The organism is Nocardia sp. bgisy134, assembly GCF_057708325.1.
This window is the reverse complement of sequence record NZ_JBYIRW010000002.1, coordinates 207,641-227,235: the sequence shown is the minus strand read 5'-3', so window position 1 is coordinate 227,235 and position 19,595 is coordinate 207,641. Positions and strand designations below refer to the sequence as shown.

Here is a 19,595-nt window from a genome sequence, read left to right as displayed (position 1 = left end):
CCCGATCGTCGGCGTGGTCGACCGCTGCCCCCTGCGCATCGGTCGCGCCGATCACCACGCCGACGGTCGGCGCGCCTCGAGCGGTAGACCGCCGAGCTACCCGCCCGTCACGGTCAGGTAGATCAGCGCGACATTGAGCGAGCTGATGATCAGCGCGACCAGCCAGGCCAGCCCGGTCGTCACCCGATGGTTGACGTCGGCGCCCATCAGCCCGCGGTCACTGGTGAAACGCACCAACGGGATCAGCGCGAACGGAATGCCGAAGGACAGCACCACCTGCGAGACGATCAGCGCGCGGGTCGGGTCGAAGCCCGCGGCCAGGATGACGATCGCCGGGACGAGGGTGATCGACCGGCGCAGCAGCAGCGGAATCGTGCGGCGCAGCAGACCCTGCATGATCATCGCGCCCGCGTACGCGCCGACCGAAGTGGAGGCCAGCCCGGAGGCGAGCAGGCCGACCGCGAGCAGCAGCGCCGCGGCCGGGCCGAGCGCGTCGCCGACCGCGGCGTGCGCGCTCTCGATGGAGTCGACTTCCTTGCCGCGCAGCGTATTCGCGGCCATCAGCAACATGGCCAGGTTCACCGTGCCCGCGAGCAGCATCGCCAGGACGACGTCGAGCCGCGTGGCCCGCAGCAGGCGAACCCGGAGTGGTCCGGGCGCTGGGTGTCCGTGGCGGTCCCTGGCCAGGCCGGAGTGCAGGTAGACCGCGTGCGGCATCACGGTCGCGCCGATCATGGCGGCGGCGAGCAGCACGCTCTCGGCGCCGTCGAAGCGCGGGGTCAGCCCGCCGATCGCTCCGGGCACCGATGGCGGCGCGATCACGACGGAGGCGAGGAAGCCGACCGCGACGATCACGAGCATGCCGATGATCACCCGTTCGAAGGGCCGCTGACCGCGCCGGTCCTGCACCACGAGCAGGCACATGGACACCACGCCGGTGATCACTCCGCCGACCACGAGCGGCAGCCCGAACAACAGGTTCAGCGCGATCGCGCCGCCGACCACCTCGGCCAGATCGGTCGCCATGGCGACGGTCTCGGCCTGTCCCCAGTAGGCGAGGCGCACCGGACGGCTCGCGCGCGCACGCACCGCCTCGGGCAGCGACATCCCGGTGACCAAACCGAGCTTGGCGGAGAGGAACTGCACCAGCCCGGCCATGACGTTCGCCATGACGATCACCCACACCAGCAGGTACCCGAACTGCGCGCCCGCGCTGACGTTGGACGCCACATTGCCCGGGTCGACGTAGGCGATGGCGGCGACGAAGGCGGGGCCGAGCAGCGCGACCAGCGAACGCGCCCGACCGGTCGATCGGGGCGGATCCGCCAGGGTGGTGCTCACGGAACAGAATTTTACGGGTTACCGAACTTTCCCGTTTGCTCGCCCTGCAAAAAATCGACCGCCCCGGTCACACCGAGCGTGTGACCGGGGCGGTCGAGGGAGAATCGGGCAGGCTCAGAGACCGAGGCCCTTGGCCAGGACCGGCCACGAGCGCGGGAACTCGTCGTTCCAGTAGCCCCACGAGTGGGTGCCGTCCGGGCGGAAGTTGAAGGTCGCCGGGATGCCGAGCTCGTTCAGGCGGTTCTGCAGGTTGTGCGTGCAGTAGTTGGTGCCCGCCTCGATGACGCCGCCGATCAGGATCTGGTTGGCCAGACCGTAGGCGCCGGGCAGCGCGTACTCGCCGTTCAGCGTGTCGTACTGACCGGGAAGACCGGTGCCGGTGGAGATGTAGAGCTCGAGACCGCGCAGACCCTCGGCGTTCACGTACGGGTCGTTCTTGACCCACGCCTCCGAGCCCGGCGGGCCCCACATGTTCGCGGTGTCGCCGCCGCCCCAGGTCTCGACCGTGAGCTTCACGAACTCCGAGCCCACCGGGTCACTGGTCTGCGCGCAGCCGCTGTAGGCCGCCGCCGCCTTGTACAGGCCGGGCTTGGCGATCGGCAGCGCGAGCACGGTGGTGCCCGAGGTGGACAGGCCCGCGACGGCGTTCACGCCGTTGGTGCCGAGCGCGCCGTCGACCAGCGGCGGCAGCTCCTCGGTGAAGAACGTCGTCCACTTGTTGCGGCCCAGCGTCGGGTCGTCCTCGATCCAGTCGGTGTAGTAGCTCCACTTGCCGCCGATCGGCTGGATCACGTTGACGTTCTTGTCTTTCAAGAACTCCAGCGCTTCCGAGCGGGCCACCCACGAGGCGTCGTCCTCGCCGCCGCCCGCGCCGTTGAGCAGGTACAGGGTCGGCCGCGGCACCGACGCGTCGGCCGGACGCTGCACGTCGATGAGGACGTTCTCGTCCATGGCGGCCGAGTACACGTGCAGCCGGATGGTGCGGGAGTCCTTGACCTCCGCCTTGACGATCTTCGACCCGTCGGAGGAGGTCGGGTTCGCCAGCAGCGCGTTCGATTCGATGATCGGGTCAGCCGTAGCCGAGGATGCGCCGAGTCCGGACACGAGTCCCGCGAACACCGCAGCGGTCGCGATCATCGCCGCGCCACGCGTGCCACGGCGCCGGGTGTGTCGACGTATCAATTTCGCACCTTCACTTCGTATCGGGATCACGGATGGGCTTCCCCTGGCCGCCGGACGTCCGCGCGGCTTGCGCCACGCCCGACCCTACGGCTTGTGTAGTCGTCGGACCAGGGGTCTTTGTTACCTTGCCGTTTCCTCATCATGCCCGACCAGCCGAATTGTGATCCTCACCGGGCCCGGGGAGCCGTGACGAAAGTCTCGGTCCGATCTCCGCGAGCGCCTCCGGCGAGGTCATCTGATCGTGCGTGGCCTGAATCGGGTGATCGGCGACGACGCCGTCGACGAACGGTTGCCACTTGTTCGCCGAGGTCTCCGGGTCGATGCCGTGCACCAGGTTCTCGCCGAGGATCCGCGCGCTGAAGTACTCCAGCCTGCCCCGGAACACGCCGGGCCGGTGCCTGGCGATCAGTTCCGATGAGCGCACCGCGCTGCGATAGATGCGGCGCAGCCGTTCCGGCGTCAGCACGGCCAGCTCCGGCGGGATGGTCGCGTGCAGCGCGGCGAGCGAAGCGTCGCTGAGATCGTGCACATCGCCGTCGCCGAGCAGATCGTCGGCGCCGATGCCGATCTCGGCGAGCGCACCGCGCAGCGCCGTGCGGAAATCCGCGACGCCGATGTCGTGGTGGCTGTCCAGCATGGCGAGCAACGCGACCCGCTCCCCCGCCGCCTGCAGCCGGACCGCGACCGCGTGCGCCAGGATGCCGCCGAGCGACCAGCCGAGCAGGTGGTACGGACCCTGCGGCTGGACCGAGCGGATCTCGGCCAGGCAGCGCGCTGCCATCGCGTCCAGCGACTCGGGCAGGTAGTCCTCCTCGGAGAGCGCGGGCGACTGGAGTCCGATGATCGGACGCGACCGGTCGACGTGCGGCACCAGACCCGCGTAGCTCCACGACAATCCGGCCATCGGATAGAAGCAGAACAGCGGCTCGGCCGCGCCCGTGCCGCGGATCGGCAGCAGCGGGCCGAGTGCGGCGGCCGAATCGGCCGCGTAGTCGACGCCGTTCTCCTGCGCGGTGCTGATCTTGGCGGCCAGCGCGGCGACGGTGGAGTCGGTGAAGAACCACTGCACCCGCACCTCGGCGTCGGTGAGCGCGCGCAGCCTGCCGACCACGCGGGTCGCGACGAGCGAGTTGCCGCCGAGATCGAAGAAATCGTCGTCGGCGCCGACGGTGTCCACGCCGAGCACCTCCGCGAAGACCGCGGCGACGGCCTGCTCCATCGGCGTCACCGGGGCGCGGTAGTCGCGCGACGCGAGCTCGGGCTCGGGCAGCGCCCTGCGGTCCAGCTTGCCGCTCGCGTTGAGCGGCATCGCCGTGAGCGGCACGATCGCCGACGGGACCATGTACGCGGGCAGCGCGGCGCGCGCGTGCGCGAGCAGGTCGTCGACGTCCACCGCGGAGCCGGGCACCGGAACCACGTAGGCCACCAGCCGGTCGCCCGCGGCCTGCCGCACCAGCGACACCGCGACGTGGCGCACCTCGTCGTGATCGGCGAGCACGGCCTCGATCTCGCCGAGCTCGACGCGCTGGCCGCGCAGCTTGACCTGGAAGTCGGTGCGGCCCAGGTATTCCAGCGCCGCGCCGTCGCCCTCGGCCCGCCAGCGCACCACGTCACCGGTGCGGTACAGCCGCCCGCCGTCCTCGTGCGCGACGAAACGTTCCGCGGTGAGCGCGGGGGCGCCGTGATAGCCGCGGGCCAATTGCACGCCCGCGACGTACAGTTCGCCCGCCGCGCCGAACGGCACCGGGCGCAGCTGGCGGTCGAGCACCAGCACCTCGGTGTTGGCCACCGGCGTGCCGATCGGCACCGCGGAACCGTGGTCGACCCGGCCGGGGTGCGCGGTGACGACCGTCGCCTCGGCGGGGCCGTACCAGTTCACCAGCTCGGCCGAGGGCAGCGCGGCGGCGAAGGCCTCGGCCGTTTCCGCCGAGAGCGCCTCACCGGCCGCGAACACGCGCCGCAGCGCCGGGTACTCGGTGTGCTCGTCCGGGCCGTCGAGGAAGGCGTCGAGCATGGACGGCACGAAATGCACCGTGCTGACGCTGTATTCGACCATGGCGCGCGCCAGGTAGGCCGGGTCGCGATGACCGTCCGGCTCGGCGATCAGCACGGTGGCGCCGGTCTGCAAGGGCCAGAACAACTCCCATGTCGAGATGTCGAAGGTGATCGGCGTCTTGTGCAGCACCACGTCGGAGCCGTCGTGCGGATAGGTCCGCTGGGCCCAGCGGAACTGGTTGGCCATCTGCCGGTGCGTGATCGCCACGCCCTTCGGACGGCCGGTCGAACCGGAGGTGTAGATGACATAGGCGACGTTGTCGGCCCGCACGTCCGCCTCGGCGATCGCGCCTGCGGGCGTGGAGAACTCCAGCGTGTCGACCGCGACCACCGGAACGCCGGTGGCCGTGCCGAATCCGGTCCGCGCCGTGGTCAATACGCACACCGGTGCGGCTCCTGCGAGCACGTACTCGCTGCGCTCGACCGGATGGTCCGGATCGACCGGCACGTACGCGCCGCCCGCGCGCAGCACGGCGTAGATCGCGACGACCAGGTCCACGCTGCGCCGCATCGCCACGGCCACCAGCGATTCCGGGCCGACGCCGCGCGCGGCCAGCTCCCGCGCGAGCCGCCGCGACCTGGCGTCGAGCTCGGCGTAGCTCAGCCGGGCGTTGCCGGAGATCAGCGCCGTCGCGTGCGGTGTGCGCGCGACCTGGGCGTCGAACAGCGAGAGCAGCGTCGAATCGTCCAGCAGCTCGGGCACTTCGGTGGCGTTGTGCGCGGCGAGCGCGCTGCGCTCCTTGGCCAGCAGCGCGTCGATCTCACCGATCCTGGCGCGCGGCTCGGCGACGAACGCGCCGATCAGCATGGCCAGCCGGTCGGCGAGCGTCCGCGCCGCGGCCTCGTCGAACAGATCGCGCAGGTACTTGATCTCGACGTGCAACTGCTCGCCGAGCGCCACGATGACCGACACCGGGTAGTGCGTGCCGTCGGCGACGTGCACACCGCTGACGCTCATGCCGTCGATCGCGCTGGCGCGCCGCAGTCCCTCCCGGTCCACCGGGTAGGACTCGAACACCACCAGCGAGTCGAACAGCCCGTCCACCCCGATGGCGTCCTGGATTTCGCTCAGGCCCAAGTAGTGGTAGTCCAGCAGCGCGGCCTGCTCGCCCTGCAACGTGCGCAGCAGCTCGGCCACCGTCTGCGAAGCGCCGAGGCGCACCCGCACCGGAATGGCGTTGAGGAAGAGACCGACCATGGTCTCCACGCCGTCCAACTCGGCGGGCCTGCCGGACACGGTCGCGCCGAAGACCACGTCGTCGCGGTCGGTGACGCGTCCGATGAGCAGCGCCCACGCGGCCTGCACCACCGTGTTCACCGTGACGCCCGCGCGGGCCGCGGCACCGGTCAGCGCCGCGGTCTGATCGGGCGAGAAGACGAAGTCGACCTCGCCGATGCCCGCGGAGATCTCGCGGTTGGCCGCACCGGCCAGCGGCGTCGGCTCGGTGATGCCGGCCAGCGCCGCGCGCCACGCCTGCCGCGCCGCATCCGGATCCTGCGCGACCAGCCACTCCAGGTAGTCGCGGTAGGGCCGGATCTTCGGCAGATGGCGGGAGCGAACGCCGAGCGCGTAGACGGTCAGCAGCTCGCGCATCAGCAGCGGCACCGACCAGCCGTCCAGCAGGATGTGGTGGCTGGTCACGATCAGGTGGAACCGATCGATGGCCGTGCGCAGCAGCGTGAAGCGCAGCAGCGGCGCGGTCCGCATGTCGAAATGCTGCGCCATGTCGGCGGCCTTGATTCGCTCGGCCTCGCTCGCGGCGACGGCCGGATCGAGGTGGTCGAGCGCGATCTGGCGCCACGGCACCACGACCGAATCCGGCACCACCTGCACCGCGCGGCCGTCGCCGGTGTCGGCGAAGGCGACCCGCAGGTTCGCGTGCCGATTCAGCAGCGCCTGGGCCGCGGCGTGCAACCGCGCCGCGTCCACCGTGCCGTCCAGATCCAGCACGAACTGCAGCATGTACGCGTCGATCGAAGCGTCGGCGAGCTGCGCGTGGAAGAGCATGCCCGACTGCAGCGGCGTCATCGGCCAGACGTCGCCCAGTTCCGGGTACGCACCGCCGAATCGGTCCAGATCGGACTGGGTGAGCCGCACCAGCGGGAAGTCCGACGGCGTGTATCCGCCCGCGCCGGGACGGAGGGCGTGTTCGGCGAGACCGCCGAGGGCCCGGACCCAATGCTCGGCAAAGGTTTTCACGTCGTCGGCGCCGCACGCGGCGGCGGCGAAGTCGAACCTGGCCCGCAGCCCCTCACGGGTGGTCTCCACCACGATGTCGAGCAGCAGGTCCTCGGCGGCGGCGTCGGTGTGCATCTTCGCCGGGCGCAGGTCGCGGTAGCGCAGCCGGATCAGGCCCGCTCCCGGCAGTTCCGCCGCGCCGTTCAGGTAGCGCAGCAGGCCGTAGCCGACGCCGCCGGAAGGCACCGCGCGGCGCAGCTCCTTGACCCGGCCGAGCGCGGCGCCCGCGGCGGGGCCACCGACCAGCGCGTCGGCGATATCGACGCCCGAGAGCCGAAGCGGCAGCGGGTAGTCGGTGGTGAAACCGCCGACCAGATCCGAATGCGCTCGGTCGCGCGCGTCCGCGGTGAGCCGGACCACCGAGCCCGCCGCACGCGCGAAGTTCTCCTTCTCGGCCGTGTGCAGGGCGATGGCCAGCGCGGTGAGCAGCACCTCCTCGACGGTGGCGTGGTAGGCCTGCGCCATCGTCGTCACCGCGGCAGCGCCTTCGGAGGTGATGGTGAGCGACACCCGCGAACGGATCGAAAGATCCGCTCCCGCAGGGGGTTCCGTGATCACGTCGGCCAATGCCCGCTGCCACCAGGCCAGCTCGGCCACGGTCGCCGGCGCCTCGGCCCTTGCGGCCAGTGCGCGCAGCACCGTGCCGAGACCTGATTCGGTCGCGTCGGGCGCGGCGTGGCGGTGTCGCGACCAGCCCGCGGTGAGCTGATCGATGACCGTGCGCCACGAGAGGTCGTCCACCACGAGGCCGTTGGCGACGACGACCAGCTGCGCGGCCGTGTCGGGACCCATGCGGACGAACCGGATGTTGCGGCCCTGCGTCGGGTCCAGCGCCGCGGCGGCGGCCTGCACCACGTCGTCGAGCGGGACGGCGGCGTCCTCCAGCAGATAGAACGGCTGGTCGGTCGGCATCGGCGCGGCGGGCAGGTCGAAGGCCGCGGGGACTCCGTCGGCCGCCGGGCGCAGCCGCACCCACAGCATCGGGTTCTGTTGCAGCACCGCGTCGATCGCGGCGCGCACCATCGGCACCGGGCGGTCGGCGGGCACGTCGAGCACGATCGCGCGCACCTCGACGCCGTCGGGCCTGGCCGCGAGCAGTCGAGCGGCCTCCGGCGTGAGCGGCAGCTCGCCGGTCTGCTCCTCCGCGGCCGTCGCCGCCGAGGTGGCGATCGCGGCGAGCGCCGCCACCGTGCGCGCCTCGAAGACGTGGCGCGGGGTGAACAGCACGCCCTTGGCGCGTGCCCTGGCCACCACCTGGATGGACACGATGCTGTCGCCGCCGAGGGCGAAGAAGTCGTCGTCCGCGCCGACGCGCTCGATGCCGAGCACCTCGCCGATGACCGAGGCGACGACCTCTTCCTGCGCCGTGCGCGGCGCGCGGTATTCGCGGGTCGGCAGCACCGGCTCGGGCAGCGCCGACCGGTCCACCTTGCCGACCGAGGTGAGCGGCAGCTCGTCGAGCACGACGACGGCAGCGGGCACCATGTACTCCGGCAGCTGCTGCCCGAGTTGCGCGACAAGCGCGTCGGCGTCGACCCGCGCGCCCTTCACCGGCACAACGTAGGAGACGAGAGTCATTGCCCGCCCGCCTGATTCGCGGCCGACCGTGATCGCGAAGTCGACGCCGGGCTGCGCGGTGAGCGCGGCGTCGATCTCGCCGAGCTCGATGCGGAAGCCGCGCACCTTCACCTGGAAGTCGGTGCGGCCCCGGTATTCCAGTTCGCCCTCGGCGTTCCAGACCACCAGGTCGCCCGTGCGGTACATGCGCGCACCCGGCTCGCCGGAGGCCGCCGCGGCGATCGGGTCGGCGACGAAGCGGTCGGCGGTGAGACCAGGCCGCGCGAAGTAGCCGCGCGCCAACTGCGCACCGGCCAGGTACAACTCGCCGGGCACGCCGACCGGGACGGGACGCAGCATGGCGTCCAGCACGTAGACACGGCTGTTCCACTGCGGCACGCCGATCGGGACGGAACCCGAGTCGGCATCGGTGACCGGATGGTTGGTGATCGACACCGCCGCCTCGGTCGGACCGTACAGGTTGAACAGCTCGGTGCCGCCCGCGCGGACCCGCTGGGCCAGCGCGGCGGGCAGCGCCTCGCCGATCGCGAGCACCCGGCGCAGCGATTCGGGAAGCCGCCCTTCGGATTCGGTGAGCAGCGCGTCCAGCATCGACGGAACCACGTGCAACGTCGTCACACCCGTCGAACGCATCAACCCGTTCAGGTACGCCGGATCCCGATGACCATCGGCGGTCGCCACCACCAGCCGGCCACCGCTGACCGCCGCCGACCAGAACTCCCACACCGACAGGTCGAACGTCGCCGCCGTCTTCAACAGCACCACGTTCTCACTGTCGAGACCGAACTCGTCCGACTTCCACAACAACTGGTTCACGATCGCACCGTGCGGCACCGCCACACCCTTGGGCTGACCCGTCGAACCCGACGTGAAGATCACATACGCCGTATTCGCCGCAGTCAGAACACCATTGCGCTCACTTGCCGCGATCGGCGCGGGCGAGTAGGCGGTCAAGTCGAGCGCTCCGAGCGACACCGTCTCCGCCGCGGCGCTGACGAAGCCGTCGGCCGCGGTGGTCAGCATGCAGCGCGGCGCCGCGGTGTTCAGGATGTAGTCCACCCGCTCGGCGGGCTGATCCGGGTCGATCGGCACATACGCCGCACCGGCCTTGGCCACCGCGTACATCGCGATCACCAGATCCGCCGAACGACGAATCGCCAACGCCACCCGATCCTCCGGACGCACACCACGCCCGATCAGGTACCGCGCCAACCGGTTCACCCGAGCATCCAGCTCGGCGTAGGTCAGCTCGAGCAGTCCTGCGGCGGTGTCGGCGACGAGCGCGGGCGCCTGCGGCCAACCGGCCACGCTGGCGTCGAGCAGCGACACCAGGGTCGCCCTGGTGTCCACCGGGCGCGCGGTGTCGTTCCAGGACCGCAGGATTCGCTCGTTCTCCTCGTCGGAGAGCAGATCGATCTCGCCCACCGACACGGCGGCGTCGGCGATCACGGCGTCGAGCACGCGCTCGAAGCGGTCCGCGAAGCCACGCACCGTGTCCTCGTCGAACAGGTCGGTGGCGTAGCTGAAGTCGGCCACCAGCTCGGCGGGGGCGCCGTCGGGGGCGTAGCGGTCGGTCACCGTCAGCTGCAGATCGGTCTTGGCGAGACTGGCGTCGAAATCCACCGCGCCGACCGTCAATCCGGGCAGCTCGAAGGTGGTTTCGGCGAGGTTCTGGAACGACAGGCCGATCTGGAACAGCGGGTTGCGCGCCGTCGACCGCACCGGGTTGAGCACCTCGACGAGGCGCTCGAACGGAACGTCCGCGTTGGCGAACGCCTCCAGGTCGCGTTCGCGCACCTCGGTGAGCAGGTCGGCGAAGCGCTCGCCGGGGCGCACCCTGGTGCGGAACACCACAGTGTTGACGAACATGCCGATCAGGTCGTCGAGTTCGCGCTCGCCGCGACCCGCGAGCGGGGTGCCGACGGCGATGTCATCGGTGCCGGACAGCCGCGCGAGCAGCACCGCGAGCGCCGCGTGCACCACCATGAACAGCGAGGCGTGATTGGCCCGCGCCAGCTCCTGCAGCGCGGCGTGCCGGTCCGCCGAGATCACGGTGCGCAACGCGGCGCCGCGGAAGGACTGCACCGGGGGACGCGGACGGTCGGCGGGCAGCTCCAGCTGGTCGGGCAGCCCGGCCAGCGCCGCGCGCCAGTAGGAGATCTGCTGGGCGGCAATGGATTCCGGATCGTCCTCGGAACCGAGCACCGCGTCGTGCCACAGCGCGTAATCGGCGTACTGCACAGGCAGCGGCGCGAACACCGGGACAGCGCCCGCGGCTCGGGCCGCGTACGCCGTCATGACGTCGCGGGCCAGCGGGTTCATCGAGGCGCCGTCGGCCGCGACGTGGTGCACCACGATCGCGAGCACGTGCTCGGTGGGCGCCAGCCGGAACAACGTCACGGCGAACGGGACCTCGGCCGTCACGTCGAAGGTGGTCAGCGCGAAATCGACCACCGCGGACTGCAACTCGCCCGCGGCGATGTCGACCGGGACCAGTTCGGCGGGTAGCTCGGACGCGGGATGGATCAGCTGGCGGGGCGCCTCGTCCGATCCCGGGTAGGTGGTGCGCAGCACCTCGTGCCTGGCGACCACGTCGCCGATCGCCTGGCCCAGCGCGTCGACGTCGAGCGCGCCGATGAGCCGCACCGCGAGCGGGATGTTGTCGACAGCGGACGCGGCGGTGTCGAACTGGTTGAGGAACCAGTAGCGCCGTTGCGCGGGCGAGAGCGGAATGATCCCCGGTCGCGGACCGGCGACCAGCGCGGGCCGCGCCGGGGCCGCCGTGTTCTGCGCCAACCGCGCGGCGAGGCCCGCCACGGTGGAGGCGTTGAACAGCTCGCGCACCTCGAGACGACCGCCGAGCGCGCTGCCGAGGCGAGCCATCACCTGGGTGGCGATCAGCGAATTGCCGCCGAGGGCGAAGAAGTCGTCGTCCGCGCCGATCGGCTCCTCGGAACCGAGTGCCTCACCGAACAATTCGGCGATGAGCTGCTCGAGCGGGCCGCTGGGCGCGCGGAATTCCCTGACCTGCAACTGCGGTGCGGGCAGCGCGCGCCGGTCCAGCTTGCCCGCCGGGGTCAGCGGGATCTCGTCGAGCACGGTGATCGCCGTCGGCACCATGTGGCGCGGCAGCGTCTCCTCGGCGAACGCGGTCAGCGACGCGACGTCCACCCGCGCGCCGGGAGCGGCGTGCACGTAGGAGGCGAGAATCGTGGTGCCGCTGTCGAGTTCGTGACCGACGGTCACCGCGAAGTCCACGCTCTCGTGCGCCGCGAGCACGGCGTCGATCTCGCCGAGCTCGATACGGAAGCCACGCACCTTGACCTGGAAGTCGTTGCGGCCCAGGTACTCCAGGTCACCCTTCGGAGTCCAACGCACCAGGTCGCCGGTGCGGTACATCCGCGCGCCGTCGGCGGTGAACGGGTCGGCGACGAAGCGGCCCGCCGTCAGGCCGGACTGCGCGCCGTAACCGCGTGCCAGCTGCGCGCCGGAGACGTACAGCTCACCGGCCACCCCGGTCGGCACGGGACGCATCCGCTCGTCGAGCACATACGCGGCGACGCCGCGGATCGGCGCGCCGATGGTCACCGGCAGGTCCGGCGTCATCGACTTCGTCACGTTGGTCATGACCGTGGCCTCGGTCGGACCGTAGGCGTTGAAGAACTGCCGCATGCCGTGGCCGACCGGAATCACCCAGCGCCGCACCAACTCCGGCGGGCATGCCTCGCCACCGGTGATGAGCACGCGCAGTTCGTCCAGACCAGTCGCGTCCATGGACGCGAGGGCCGCGGGCGTCACGAAGGCGTGCGTCACCCGCTCGCGCCGCAACAGCTCCGCCAGACCCGCGCCGCCGTAGACGTCCGGCGCGGCGACGACCATCGTCGCGGCGCCGCCCACCGCGAGCAGCAGTTCGAGCACCGAGGCGTCGAAGGACGGGGACGCGAAGTGCAGCGTCCGCGAACCGGGGGTCACCCGATAACGTTCCCGCTGTTCATCGCAGAAGCCCGAGAGACCGGCGTGGGTGACGACGACGCCCTTCGGGGTGCCGGTCGAGCCGGAGGTGTAGATGACGTAGGCAGGGTGCGCGGGCCGCAGCGGCCGCACCCGGTCCGCGTCGGTGATCGGCTTGGCCGAGTACACCGCGAGCCCGCTGACGAACTCGATGTCGTCGAGCAGCAGCCATTCGACGAGATCGGGCAGCGCGCGCTGGGCGTCGGAGACCGTCAGGCCGAGCACCGCGCCCGAGTCCTTGACCATGTGGCCGATGCGTTCGGCCGGGTAGTTGGTGTCCACCGGCACGAACGCGGCGCCGGTCTTGGCCACCGCCCAGACCGCGAGCACCGATTCCACGGAACGCGGAATGCCGACGGCCACCACGTCGTCCGGGCCGATGCCGCGGTCGATGAGCAGCCGCGCCAGCAGCGTCGAGCGCAGATCCAGTTCGGCGTAACCGAGCTGGCCGTACCGCTCGGCGGCGTCGGCCACCACGACCGCGACGCCGTTCGGGTTGGTCTGCACGGCGTTGCGCAGCAGCTGCGGCAGCGTGATGTCACGCGAGACCGGAATGCGGTTGGGGCGCAGCCGGTCCCGCTCGGCGGGCTCGAGCAGGTCGATCGCGCCGACGCGCTGCTGCGGGTCGTCCGCGACCGCGCTGGCCACCATCGCGAGGCGGCGCGCGAACGAGCGCACGGTCGCCTCGTCGAAGATGTCGGTGGCGTAGGTGAAGACGGCCGCGAGCTCGGCTGGCGAACCGTCCTCGCGGTGGCGCGGTTCGACGTTCAACAGCAGGTCGAACTTCGCCGCGATGGACTCCGAGTCCAGCACGCCGACGGTCAGACCGGGCAGCTCCAGCGTCGGGCGCTCCAGGTTCTGGAAGGCCAGAACCGCTTGGAACAGTGGATTGTTCGCGCTGGCGCGGCCGGGCGCGACGGTCTCGACGACGCGCTCGAACGGGATGTCCGCGTTGGCGAACGCCGTCAGGTCCGTCTCCCGCGCCGCGTGGACCAGCTCGGCGAAGGTGGCGTCGGGATCGACGGTCGTTCGCAGCGTCAGTGTGTTGACGAACATGCCGACCAGGTCGTCGAGCGCGCGCTCGCCGCGGCCCGCGATGGGGGTGCCGATGGCGACGTCGGAGTCGCCGACGAGGCGCGCGAGCAGCACGGCGAGCACCGCGTGCAGCACCATGAACAGCGACGAGTTCTGTTCCCGCGCAAGGCGAGCGAGCTCGCCGTGTACCTCGGCGGGCAGCCGGAAGCCGACCGAAGCGCCGCGCATCGACGGCACGGGCGGGTGCGGCCGGTCCTGCGGCAGCGCCGCGGCGCCGGTGAGGCCCGCAAGCTGTTCGGTCCAGTACGCCAGCTGGCGCGCGGCGACCGAATCCGCGTCGTCCACCACGCCGACGACCTCGCGCTGCCACAGCGCGTAGTCGGCGTACTGCACGGTCAGCGGCGCCCAGCCCGGCGCCTCGCCCTCGGTGCGAGCGATGTAGGCGGTCATGAGGTCGCGGGCCAGCGGCGCCAGCGAGGCGCCGTCGGCGGCGATGTGGTGGGCCACGAGGACGAGCAGGTGCTTGTCCGGGACGCCGCCGTTGAGCAGCGCGATCCGTACCGGAGGCTGTTCGGTGACGTCGAAGCCACCCGACATCAGTTCCACGACCCGGCCCATGATGTCGGCAGGCTGCTCCACGGCGAGCCCGCCGGGCAGCGCGTCCGCGACGGTCAGGATCTCCTGGTACGGCAGCTCGCCGACGGCCACCGCCGGGTAGCGGGTGCGCAGCGCCTCGTGCCGCTCCAGCACGTCGAGCACGGCCTGCTGGAGCGCGGCCACGTCGAGCCTGCCCGCCAGCTGAATGGCGAACGGGATGTTGTAGGCGGCCGAATCCGGATCGATCTGATTGAGCACCCAGATGCGCTGCTGAGCCAGCGAGAGCGGCACCAGCTCCGGGCGGACGGCGGGCACCAGCGGCGGCCTCGCGTCACCGGACTCGCCAGGCACGACGCGCGCGGCGAGCGCGGCGACGGTCGGGGCCTCGAAGATCTCGCGGACCTCGATGTTCGAGTCAAGCGCCGCGTTCAGCCTGGCCACCACCCTGGTGGCGAGCAGCGAGTTGCCGCCGAGGGCGAAGAAGTCGTCGTCCAGACCGACCTCGCTCGCGCCGAGCAGCGCCGCGAACACCTCGGCGACCGTCTGCTCGATGGGCGTGCTCGGCGCGCGGAACTCCGCGCCGCCGCCGAACACGGGCGCGGGCAGCGCCTTGCGGTCCAGCTTGCCGCTGGGGTTCAGCGGGAAGGCGTCCAGCACCACCAGGGCCGCGGGCACCATGTAGCCGGGCAGCACCGCCGCGAGTTCCTTGCGCACGGCCTCGGTCTCGAGCGACGAATCCGGTTCGGGGACGACGTAACCCACCAGCTGATCACCGGCGTGCGCGTCCGAGCGCAACACCACCACCGACTGCGCGACACCGGGCTGCGCCAACAGCGCCGCCTCGATCTCGCCCAGCTCGATGCGCAGACCACGCAACTTCACCTGGAAGTCGGTGCGGCCCAAGTACTCCAGCTCACCGGCGGAGGGCCCACCCGTCGCCCGGCCACCGCCCCCCATCGAATCGCTTCGCGATGCAGGCAGCCATTTGACCAGGTCACCGGTGCGGTACATCCGAGAACCGGCCGAGCCGTAGGGATTCGCCACGAAACGGTCGGAGGTCAGGTCACTGCGGCTCAGGTAGCCCAGCGCCAGCTGATCGCCCGCGAGATATAGCTCACCCGCGATACCGGGTGCGACCGGATGCAGCCGCGAATCCAGCACGTAGAGCTGGGTGTTCCACACTGGGCGCCCGATCGGCACAGACACCTCGTCGGTGTCGACGACCTCGTGGTAGGTGACGTCGACCGCGGCCTCGGTCGGACCGTAGAGGTTGTGCAGACGCGCACCGGTCAGCTCGCGCAACCGGTGCGCCGTCGGCGCGGGCAACGCCTCGCCCGAGGCGAACACCTGACGCAACGCGGGCGCCGCGGCGCCGTCGCCGAGCGTCGAGACGAACACCGACAGCATCGACGGTACGAAATGCGCCGTGGTGACGTTCTGTTCGGCCATCACCGTGGCCAGGTACACCGGGTCGCGATGACCGTCCGGCTTCGCCACGACCAACCGCGCGCCGACCTGCAACGGCCAGAAGAACTCCCACACCGACACGTCGAACGTCGCGGGCGTCTTCTGCAACACCACGTCGTCCGCGCCGAGCGGGTACTCGTGCTGCATCCACAGCAGGCGGTTCACGATCGCGCCGTGCGTGACGGCAACGCCCTTGGGGCGGCCGGTGGAGCCCGACGTGAAGATCACGTAGGCCGTGTCGCCCGGCCGAATCGGCCGCGCCCGTTCGAAATCCGAGATCGGCGCCGACTCGAACCCGCTCAGGTCGAGCGTGTCCACCGCGAGCACGGGCGCGGCGGCCGTGGCGAAATCGTCGCGCTCGGTGGTGAGCACGAGCGCGGGCCTGGCCGTTTCCAGGACGTAGTCCACCCGCTCGGCGGGCTGGTCCGGGTCGAGAGGAACGTAGCCCGCGCCCGCCTCCAGCACCGCGTACATCGCGACGACCAACTCGGTCGAACGCCGGATCGCCAGCGCCACCAGCGAACCGGGGCCGACCCCGTCGGCGAGCAGCCGCCGGGCCAGGCTGTGCACCCGCGCGCCGAACTCCGCGTAGGTCAGCCGTTCGTCCTCGTACACCAGCGCCGTCGCGTACGACGTCGCGGCGCGCTGGCGCTCGAACAGCGAGACCAGCGTGGCGGCGGGCACCGGGTGCGCGGTGTCGTTCCAGCCGGTGAGCACCGCGGCGCGCTCGTCGGCGGTGAGCAGATCGATGTCGCCGATCACGGCGGTGGGCTCGCCCGCGATCGCGGCCAGGATCAGCCCGAAGCGGTCGGCGAATCCGCGGATCGTCGCCGCGTCGAAAAGGTCGGTGGCGTAGGTGATCTCGGCCGAGATACCCGCGGGCGCGCCGCTGGGATCCAGCTGCTCCGCCAACGCCAGTTGCAGGTCGAACTTGGCCAGCGGCACCGTCATGTCCACGCCGGACACCGCCAAGCCCGGCAGCTCCAGCTCCGTGCGCGCCAAGTTCTGGAAGGTCAGCATCACCTGGAACAGAGGATGACGCGCCGCCGAACGCACCGGATCGAGCAGCTCGACCAGTCGCTCGAACGGCAGGTCGGCGTGGCCGAAGGCGGCCAGGTCGCCGTGGCGGACCGCGTCGAGCAGCTGATCGACGGTGGCGGCCGGGTCGACGTCGTTGCGCAGCACGAGCGTGTTGACGAACATGCCGATCAGATCGTCGAGCGCGGCGTCACCGCGGCCGGCGACCGGCGTGCCGATGGCGATGTCCCTGGTGCCCGACAGCCGGGCCAGCAGCACCGCCAACGCGGTGTGCACCACCATGAACAGCGTCGAATGCTGGCGCTTGGCCACCCCGCCGAGCGCGGCGTGCACCTCGGCGTCGATCTCGAAGCGCAGCACGTCGCCGCGGTACGAGGCGACCGAGGGGCGCGGGCGGTCGGCGGGCAGCTCCAATTGTTCGGGCAGCCCGGCCAATTCCGCGCGCCAGAAGGCGACCTGCTGCGCGAGCACCGATTCCGGGTCGTCCTCGTCGCCGAGCACCTCACGCTGCCACAGCGTGAAATCGGCGTACTGCACGGCGAGCGGAGCCAGCTGCGGCGCGCGGCCTGCGGCGCGGTCCGCGTAGGCGGTCATCAGGTCGCGGGTCAGCGGGCCCATCGAGAAGCCGTCGCCCGCGATGTGGTGCACCACGCACACCAGCACGTGCTCGGTCTCGCTCACCGCGAGCAGGCGCAAGCGGATCGGCGCGGCCGCGGTCACGTCGAAGCCCTCGGTCACCGCGGCCGCGACCAGGCCGAACAGCTCCGCCTCGGTGGCGGGTTCGGCGACCAGTTCGGGCAGCGCGCGCGGGTCGTCGGCGGTCAGCACGAGCTGGTATCCGGCGCCGTCGAATTCGGGGTAGACGGTGCGCAGCACCTCGTGCCGCTGCACCAGATCCCGCACGGCCGCGCCGAGCGCGGTCACGTCGAGCGCGCCGGAAAGCCGCACGGCGACGGGAATGTTGTTGACCCCGCTGGCCGGATCGAAGCGGTTCAGGAACCACATGCGCTGCTGCGCGAACGACAGCGGAATCCGCTCCGGACGCGGCTGCGGCTCCAGGGCGCGGCCGAGCGCCGACCCCGCGTGCTGCTCCAGCTGCGCGGCCAGCCCGGCCACCGTGGAGCCGTCGAAGAGCAGCTGCATCGGCACCCGCGCACCGAGCGCCGTGCCGATCCGCGCGATGGCCTGCGCGGCGAGCAGCGAGTTGCCGCCCAGGTCGAAGAAGTCGTCGTCCGCGCCGACGCGGGCCTCCGGGTCGTCCGGCAGCAGCAGGGCCGCGAACACCTCGGCGACGATCTCCTCGGTCCTGGTCTCGGGCGCGCGGTACTCCTTGACCGCGAAGACCGGCTCCGGCAGGGCATTGCGATCCAGCTTGCCCACTGGCGTCAGCGGGATCTCGTCGAGCACCATGATCACCGCGGGCACCATGTAGGCGGGCAGCGACTGGCCGACGAACGCCGAGAGCGCGTCGGTGTCCACGGTCGCGCCGGGCCGCGGCAGCACGTACGACACCAGCGCGGTCGCGCCCGAGGGTAGCGACCGGCCGAGCGTCGCGGCGAAGTCGACGTCCGGGTGCGAGGTCAGCGCGTTGTCGATCTCGCCGAGCTCGATGCGCAGGCCGCGGATCTTCACCTGGAAGTCCGAGCGGCCGAGGTACTCGATGGTGCCGTCGATCTCGCTGCGGCGCACCAGGTCACCGGTGCGGTACAGCCGGGAGCCCAGCTGTCCGGTCTCCGCGCCGAACGGACTCGCGACGAAGCGTTCCGCGGTGAGACCGGGTCGGTTCAGGTAGCCCTGGGCCAGCGCGGGGCCGGACAGGTACAGCTCGCCGACGACGCCCGCCGGCACCGGACGCAGCCTGGTGTCCAGCACGAACGCGCCTACGCCAGGGATGGCCGAGCCGATGGTGATCGGCTCGTCGGGGTGCATCGGCGCGGTGCTGGTGGCGAGGATGGTGGCCTCGGTCGGGCCGTAGCCGTTGTAGAACTCGCGGGTCCCGTCGGCCCAGCGCGCGACCAGTTCCGGGCCGAACTTCTCGCCCGCGACCACCACGGCGCGTAGGTCGTCGAGTCCGGTGGCGTCGACCGATTCCAGCGCGCCCGGCGTGATCAGCATGTGCGTGACGGCTTCGCGGCGCAGCAGATCCGCGAGCTCGTACCCGCCGAACACCTTCGGCGGCGCGATCACCAGGGTCGCGCCCGCGGAGAAGGTCAGCAGCAGTTCCAGCACCGACACGTCGAAGTTCGGCGAGCAGACGTGCAGCACCCGTGAGTCGCCGTCGACCCCGTAGTGGTCGCGTTCGGCGGCCACCAGACCGGCGAGGCCGGTGTGGGTGACGACGACGCCCTTCGGCTTGCCGGTCGATCCGGAGGTGTAGATGACGTAAGCCGGGTGGTGCTCGTTCAGGGCGCGCACGCGGTCGGCGTAGGTGATCGGCCACTCTTCGCGGTTCAGGATGCGCTCGGCCACCACAGGGTCGTCCAGCTCGATCCAGTAGACGCCGGTGCCAAGGGCCCGCCGGTGCGCCGCGGTGGTCAGGCCGAGCACGGCTCCGGAGTCGGAGACGATGTGCGCGATCCGGTCCGGCGGATAGGCCGGATCCACCGGCACGTAGGCCGCGCCGGTCTTGGCGATCGCCCACACCGAGAGCACCGACGCGACGGACCGCGCGATGCCGATGGCCACCACGTCGCCGGGGCCGATGCCCCGATCGATCAGTTCCCTTGCCAGCCGCGAGGAGTCCTCGTCCAGCTGACGGTAGGTCAGCTCGATGGCGGTCTCGGGGTCGTTGGCGGGGTCGAAGCGCACCGCCACCTCATCGGCCGCGGACTCCACCGCGGCAGTGAGGAGCTGCCCGAAGAGTGGACTACCTGGCCTGCGGCGACGACTACCACGTGTAGAACGGCGGGTAGTTTCCATTCGAGCGTATTCACCTCTCGTCGAGCTATCACCGCACGACCGAACGCAGATCAGTCCCCCGCCCCACTGAACTGCCATGGGTCGGCGCGGTCCGAGCAATCACATCAGTGTAGGCGGGCAGCCGCAACAGGCC

General features: G+C 71.2%; 3 protein-coding genes. All 3 read right to left on the bottom strand.

Annotated features, from left to right (window positions below; genetic code table 11):
- Nucleotides 1-96: 96 nt before the first annotated feature.
- The 3 genes from AC3ERS_RS04970 to AC3ERS_RS04960 all read right to left on the bottom strand — a co-directional run bounded on the left by AC3ERS_RS04970 (nt 97) and on the right by AC3ERS_RS04960 (nt 19,462).
- Nucleotides 97-1,341: an Nramp family divalent metal transporter gene (locus AC3ERS_RS04970; protein WP_431963946.1), complete on the bottom strand. Its 1,245-nt coding sequence runs from the start codon at nt 1,339-1,341 to the stop codon at nt 97-99.
- Nucleotides 1,342-1,455: 114 nt separating this feature from the next.
- Entirely contained in the window at nt 1,456-2,478 is a 1,023-nt protein-coding gene (locus tag AC3ERS_RS04965) for an alpha/beta hydrolase (RefSeq protein WP_431963944.1), read from the bottom strand.
- A 184-nt stretch (nt 2,479-2,662) separates the two neighbouring features.
- Nucleotides 2,663-19,462 (bottom strand): amino acid adenylation domain-containing protein, encoded by a 16,800-nt coding sequence (locus AC3ERS_RS04960; protein ID WP_431963942.1) that lies wholly within the window; start codon nt 19,460-19,462, stop codon nt 2,663-2,665.
- Nucleotides 19,463-19,595: the final 133 nt, after the last annotated feature.